3 protein-coding genes are annotated in these 6,412 nt (G+C 72.1%); all 3 read left to right on the top strand.

Annotated elements, in window-relative coordinates; all coding sequences use genetic code 11:
• Positions 1 to 600: phosphopantetheine-binding protein (locus tag KN815_RS36925; RefSeq protein WP_253209467.1), on the top strand; the 600-nt coding region annotated here is incomplete at its 5' end.
• A 64-nt stretch (positions 601 to 664) separates the two neighbouring features.
• Positions 665 to 5,632 carry a type I polyketide synthase gene (locus KN815_RS36920; protein WP_216346212.1) on the top strand — a complete coding sequence of 1,656 codons (4,968 nt, stop codon included), beginning with the start codon at positions 665 to 667 and terminating at the stop codon, positions 5,630 to 5,632.
• Between the two features lie 261 nt (positions 5,633 to 5,893).
• A partial coding sequence (locus KN815_RS36915; RefSeq protein ID WP_216346211.1) for a beta-ketoacyl synthase N-terminal-like domain-containing protein occupies positions 5,894 to 6,412 on the top strand: 519 nt, incomplete at its 3' end.

The following is a 6,412-nucleotide window of genomic DNA, read 5'->3' as shown; positions in this document are numbered from 1 at the left end:
ACCGGCGGCCCCGCCGCCCCGGAGGCGGTGGCGGACACCGGGGACGGCACGCTGGCCCAGCGGCTGGCCGGGCAGTCGGAGGCCCAGCAGCAGCTCACCGCGCTGGACCTGGTCCGCCGTCAGGTGGCGGCGGTGCTGGGCTACGCCTCGAAGGACCAGGTGGGCGCCGAGCAGGCGTTCAAGGATCTGGGCTTCGACTCGCTGACGGCCGTGGAACTGCGGAACCGGCTGAACGCGGCCACCGGGCTGCGGCTGACGGCCACGCTGGTCTACGACTACCCGACACCGGTGGCGCTGGCGCGGCATCTGCGTCAGGAAGTGGCGCCGGAGGCCGACGGCCCCGGAGTGTCCGTACTGGAGGAGCTGGAGCGGCTGGAGAACAGCCTGTCCTCGCTGTCGCCGGAGGATCTGGTATCGGTGACGGAGGACGAGGCCGCGCATGCGAACATCGCGGTGCGCCTCCAGACGCTGCTCGCGAAGTGGAACGACGTGCGTCGCACCGCGGACGACGCCGGGGCGGACGCCGAGGCGGACGCGTTCGAAGAGGTCAGTGACGACGACCTCTTCGACTTCATCGACAAGAGGTTCGGTAACGGCTGAAGCGCGGCAGCACACCCATCCGAACCCCCCGACGAACCAGAGCATTGCGAATAGGTGAACGTCCATGGCGACTGCGAACGAAGCCAAGCTCCGCGAATATCTGAAGAAGGTCACCACCGACCTGACCGCCGCCCACCGGCGGCTCCAGGAGGTCGACGACCAGGCCCATGAGCCGATCGCCATCGTGGGCATGAGCTGCCGCTTCCCCGGGGGTGTGCGCACCCCCGAGGAGCTGTGGCAGCTCATGGCCGCCGGCGGCGAGGCGCAGACGGAGTTCCCGGCCGACCGCGGCTGGGACCTGCGGAACCTGTTCGACCCGGACCCGGACACCCCGGACACCACCTACACCCGCGAGGGCGGGTTCTTGGGCGATGCCACCCGGTTCGACGCCGCGTTCTTCGGGATCTCGCCGCGTGAGGCCATGGCGATGGACCCGCAGCAGCGGCTGCTGCTGGAGACGTCCTGGGAGGCGTTCGAGCGGGCCGGGATCGACCCGGCGTCCCTGCGCGGCAGCCGGACCGGTGTCTTCGCGGGCATGAACGCCTCCGACTATCTGTCGGTGGCGCTCGACGCCGAGGACGACTTCGGCGGCCACCTCGGCACGGGCAACGCCAGCAGCGTCGTCTCCGGCCGGCTGTCCTACGTCTTCGGTCTCGAGGGCCCGGCGGTCACGGTGGACACGGCCTGCTCCGCGTCGCTGGTGGCGCTGCACCTGGCCGTCCAGTCGCTGCGGCTCGGCGAGTGCTCGCTCGCGCTCGCGGGTGGCGTCCATGTGATGTCCACGCCCGGTCTGTTCATCGAGTTCAGCCGTCAGCGCGGGCTGTCGCAGGACGGCCGCTGCAAGGCGTTCTCGGCGGACGCCGACGGCTTCGGCCCGGCCGAGGGCGTGGGCGTGCTGCTGCTGGAGCGGCTCTCGGAGGCCCGTCGCCGGGGCCACAAGGTGCTGGCCGTGGTGCGCGGCTCCGCCGTCAACCAGGACGGCGCGTCCAACGGCCTGACCGCGCCCAACGGCCCCTCCCAGCGGCGCGTCATCCAGCAGGCGCTGGCCAACGCCCGGCTGTCCGGCGGCGATGTGGACGTCGTCGAGGCGCATGGCACGGGCACCTCGCTGGGCGACCCGATCGAGGCGCAGGCGCTGCTGGCCACCTACGGCCAGGACCGGCCCGAGGAACTGCCCCTGCTGCTCGGATCGGTGAAGTCCAACATCGGCCACACCCAGGGCGCCGCGGGCATCGCCGGGGTGATGAAGATGGTGCTGGCGATGGAGCACGGGGTGGTGCCCGAATCGCTGCACATCGCCGAGCCGTCCCCGCACATCGACTGGGCCGCGGGCAAGGTCGCGCTGGTCAGGTCGGCCACCCCGTGGCCAGAGACCGGCCGCCCGCGCCGGGCGGGCATCTCCTCCTTCGGCTTCAGCGGCACCAACGCGCACACCATCATCGAGCAGGCCCCCGCCGAGGAGCCGGGCCCGGTGGAGCTGGTGTCCAAGCAGCCGGGTGTGCTGCCGTGGGTGCTCTCCGGCAAGAGCGAGGCGGCGCTGCGCGCCCAGGCGCGGCGGCTGCTGGACCGGCTCCACGACGAACCGGCGCTGCGCCCGGTGGACATCGGCCTGTCGCTGGCCACCACCCGCTCCGCGCTGGACCACCGCGGTGTGGTCCAGGGCCGGGACCGCGAGGAGCTGATGGCCGGGCTGAACGCGCTCGCCGACGGCGGCATGGCGGCCGGTGTGGAGCGGGGCACGGTGGTCGCCGGGCAGACGGCGTTCGTCTTCCCCGGGCAGGGGTCCCAGTGGGTGCGGATGGGCGTGGGGCTGATGGACGCCTCGCCCGTCTTCGCGGCCCATATCGAGGAATGCGCCGCGGCGCTCGCGGAGTTCACCGACTGGTCGTTGGTGGATGTGCTGCGGGGCGCCGAGGGTGCGCCGTCGCTGGACCGGGTGGATGTGGTCCAGCCGGTGCTGTTCGCGGTGATGGTGTCCCTGGCCGAGCTGTGGCGTTCGCTGGGGGTCGTCCCGTCCGCGGTGATCGGCCACTCGCAGGGCGAGATCGCCGCCGCGTATGTGGCGGGGATCCTGTCGCTGAAGGACGCGGCGCGGGTGGTGTCGCTGCGCAGCCAGGCGATCGGCCGGGTGCTGGCGGGCAAGGGCGGCATGGTGTCGGTGGCGCTGCCGGTGGCGGACGTACGCGAGCGCATCGAGCCGTGGGGCGAGGAGCGCATCTCGGTCGCGGCGGTCAACGGGCCGTCGTCGGTGGTCGTCTCCGGTGAGCCGACCGCGCTGGACGAGCTGCTGGCGTCGTGTGAGGCCGATGAGGTGCGGGCGCGCCGGGTGCCGGTGGATTACGCCTCGCATTCGGCCCAGGTCGAGCTGCTCCGCGAGGAGCTGCTGGAGCTGCTCGCGCCCGTACAGCCCAAGAGCGCCCAGGTGCCGTTCCTGTCGACCGTGACGGGGGAGTGGGCCGAGGGTTCCGAGCTGGACGCGGAGTACTGGTTCACCAATCTGCGTCGCACCGTCGAGCTGGAGGGCGCGGTCCGGCGGTTGCTGGACGAGGGCTTCGGTGTGTTCATCGAGTCCAGCGCCCACCCCGTGCTGACCATGGGTGTGCAGGAGACGGCCGAGGACGCCGGTGTGGACGCGGCCGCGATCGGTTCGCTGCGCCGTGACGAGGGCGGGCAGGACCGCTTCTGGGCCTCGGTCGGCGAGGCGTGGTCGCGCGGGGTGAGCGTCGACTGGGAGGCCGTGTTCGACGGCACCGGCGCCCGCCGTATCGAGCTGCCCACCTACGCCTTCCAGCAGCAGCGCTACTGGCCCGAGGCCGCGCCCGAGCGGGCCGCCGGGAAGAGGGGGCACGACCCCGTGGAGGCGAGGTTCTGGGCCGCCGTGGAGGCCGAGGACTGGCAGACCCTGGCCACCGAGCTGACGGTCGACGGCGATCAGCCCATGAGCGCCGTCCTGCCCGCCCTGGCGTCTTGGCGCAAGCAGGCCCGTGAGCAGTCCACGGTGGACGGCTGGCGCTACCGCGTCGCCTGGAAGCCGCTCGCCGAGGAGCGGTCCGCCCGGCTGTCCGGCGCGTGGCTCCTCGTCGCCCCGGCCGCCGAGGACGTCTGGACCGACGCGGTGGCCGGTGTGCTCGCCGAACGCGGCGCCGACGTACGGCGGATCGCCGTGGACACCGGCATCGACGGCCGGGAGGAGCTGGCCGGGCGGCTGCGCACCGCGCTCGCCGAAGCCGACGGCGGCTCGTTCGCCGGAGTGGTGTCGCTGCTGGCCCCGGCCGAGGGCGCACACCCCGGGCACGCCTCGCTGCCCGCCGGAACCGCCGCCCAGCTCGCGCTGATCCAGGCCCTGGGCGACGCCGGAATCGGCGCCCCGCTGTGGTGTCTGACGCACGGCGCCGTGTCCGTCGGTGGCACGGACCGGCCGGCCGCCCCCGAGCAGGCGCTCGTCTGGGGTCTTGGCCGGGTGGCCGCGCTGGAGCACCTGGAGCGCTGGGGCGGTCTGATCGACCTGCCCGCCACGCCCGACGAACGCGACCTGACCCGGCTGGTGGGCCTCCTCGCCGCCGACGGCGACGACGACCAGGCCGCGATCCGCGCCACCGGCGTCTTCGGGCCCCGCCTGGTGCGCGCCCCGCTGGCCGACACCGCCGCGGTACGGTCCTGGAAGCCGACCGGCACCACGCTGGTCACCGGCGGTACGGGACGGCTCGGCGGGCAGGTCGCCCGGTGGCTGGCCCGTAACGGCGCCGACCACCTGGTGCTGGCGAGCCTCAGGGGCCCGGACGCGCCCGGGGCCGTCGAGCTGGCGGCCGAGCTGACCGGACTCGGCGCCAAGGTCACCCTCGCCGCCTGCGATGTGACCGACCGCGCCGCGCTCGCCGAAACCCTCGCGGCCATCCCGGCCGACCAGCCGCTGACCGCCGTCGTGCACACCGCCGCGGTCATCGAGGACGGCGTGATCGAGGGGCTGACCCCCGATCAGGTCGAGCGGGTGCTGCGGCTCAAGGTGGACGCCACGCGCCATCTGCACGAGCTCACCCGGGACCTGGACCTGACCGCGTTCGTGCTGTGCTCGCACTTCTCCGCCACCTTCGGCGCACCCGGCCAGGGCAACCAGGCGCCCGGCAACGCCTTCCTGCACGCCTTCGCCGAGCAGCGCCGCGCGGACGGACTGCCCGCCACCACGCTCACCTTCGGCCCGTGGGGCGACGGCGGCACGGTGGACGGCGCCGTCGGCGACCGGATGCGCCGCCACGGCATCAACGAGATGGCGCCGGAACCGGCCGCGACCACCCTCCAGCACGCGCTGGACCGGGACGAGACCGCGCTGACCGTCATCGACATGGACTGGCGGCGCTTCACCCTCGCCTTCACCGCCGACCGGTCGCGTCCGCTGCTGCACGACCTGCCCGAGGCCCGCGAGGTCGTCGAGGAGATGGCGGCGGCGGAGACCGACGACGACGCCGGGGCGGCTCTGGCCGGACAGCTCGCGGCGCTGCCGGAGACCGAGCGGGAGCGGGTGCTGCTGGATCTGGTGCGCAACGCGGTGGCCGCCGTGCTCGGCCACTCCGGCGCCCAGGCGATCGAGGCGGGCCGGGCCTTCAAGGAGCTGGGCTTCGACTCGCTCACCGCCGTCGAACTGCGCAACCGGCTCGGCGCCGCGAGCGGGCTGAAGCTGCCCCCGAGCCTGATCTTCGACCACCCGACCCCGGCCGCCGTGGCCGCCTATCTGCGGGCCGGGATCGCGCCCGACGAGGCGGCCGACGGCACCGCGGTGCTCGAGGAACTCGACAAGCTGGAGACCGCGCTCACCGGCACCGCGCCCGACAACATCACCCGGGCCCGGATCACCATGCGCCTCCAGTCCCTGATGGCGAAGTGGAACGAGTCGGACGGCACGGCGGTCACCGCCGAACCCGCCACCACCGCGGCGCCGGAGCGCCCGGCGAAGGAAACGGTCGACGCCGAGCAGCTCCAGTCGGCCAGCGACGAAGAGCTCTTCGCATTCATCAACAAGGGTCTCGGAAGGGCATGACGGGAATTCTGCTATTGACGTCGTTCTCGATGTCGGCCAGGATTTTCCATACCCTTCAATAGAGTTGCCGAATACCGGTTGCCCCCTATCGCTCCTTGGGTCTCCAGGGGGTCATAGGGGGCATCTAGGGGTTGTTGTGAGGGTTAGTTCGCATATAGCCTCTCAGCGAGAAGTCGACTGATTTGGTTGTTGGTTACCGGCTCCCCTGTTGAGGATCTGTGGAGCATTTCCGATGCCGTCTGCCGTAATTGGATTGCGTAAATGGCGAATGAAGAGACGCTGCGGGACTACCTCAAGCTGGTAACGGCGGATCTGCACCAGACTCGCCTCCGCCTGCAAGAGGCCGAGGCGAAGAACCACGACCCCATCGCGATCGTGGGGATCGGCTGCCGTTATCCCGGGGGCGTCTCGTCGCCCGAGGACCTGTGGCGCATCGTCAGCGAGGGCGTCGACGCGGTCAGCGAGTTCCCGCTGGACCGTGGGTGGAATGTCGACACGATGTACCACCCGGACCCGGACCACCCCGGCACCAGCTATGTGCACGAGGGTGGATTCGTCGACGGCATAGCCGATTTCGACCCGTCGCTCTTCGGCATCAGCCCGCGAGAAGCGCTCGGCATGGACCCGCAGCAGCGGATGCTGCTGGAGACGTCCTGGGAGGCGTTCGAGCGGGCCGGAATCGACCCGGTCGCGGTGCGCGGCCGGCAGATCGGCGTCTTCGTCGGCACCAGCAATCACGATTACCTGGGCGCGATCCTCAGTTCCAACGAGAACTTCGAG

Source organism: Streptomyces niphimycinicus (genome assembly GCF_018883605.1).
GTDB classification, from domain to species: domain Bacteria; phylum Actinomycetota; class Actinomycetes; order Streptomycetales; family Streptomycetaceae; genus Streptomyces; species Streptomyces niphimycinicus.
The sequence above is the reverse complement of the archived record's forward strand: the minus strand, read 5'-3'. Positions and strand labels throughout refer to the sequence as shown.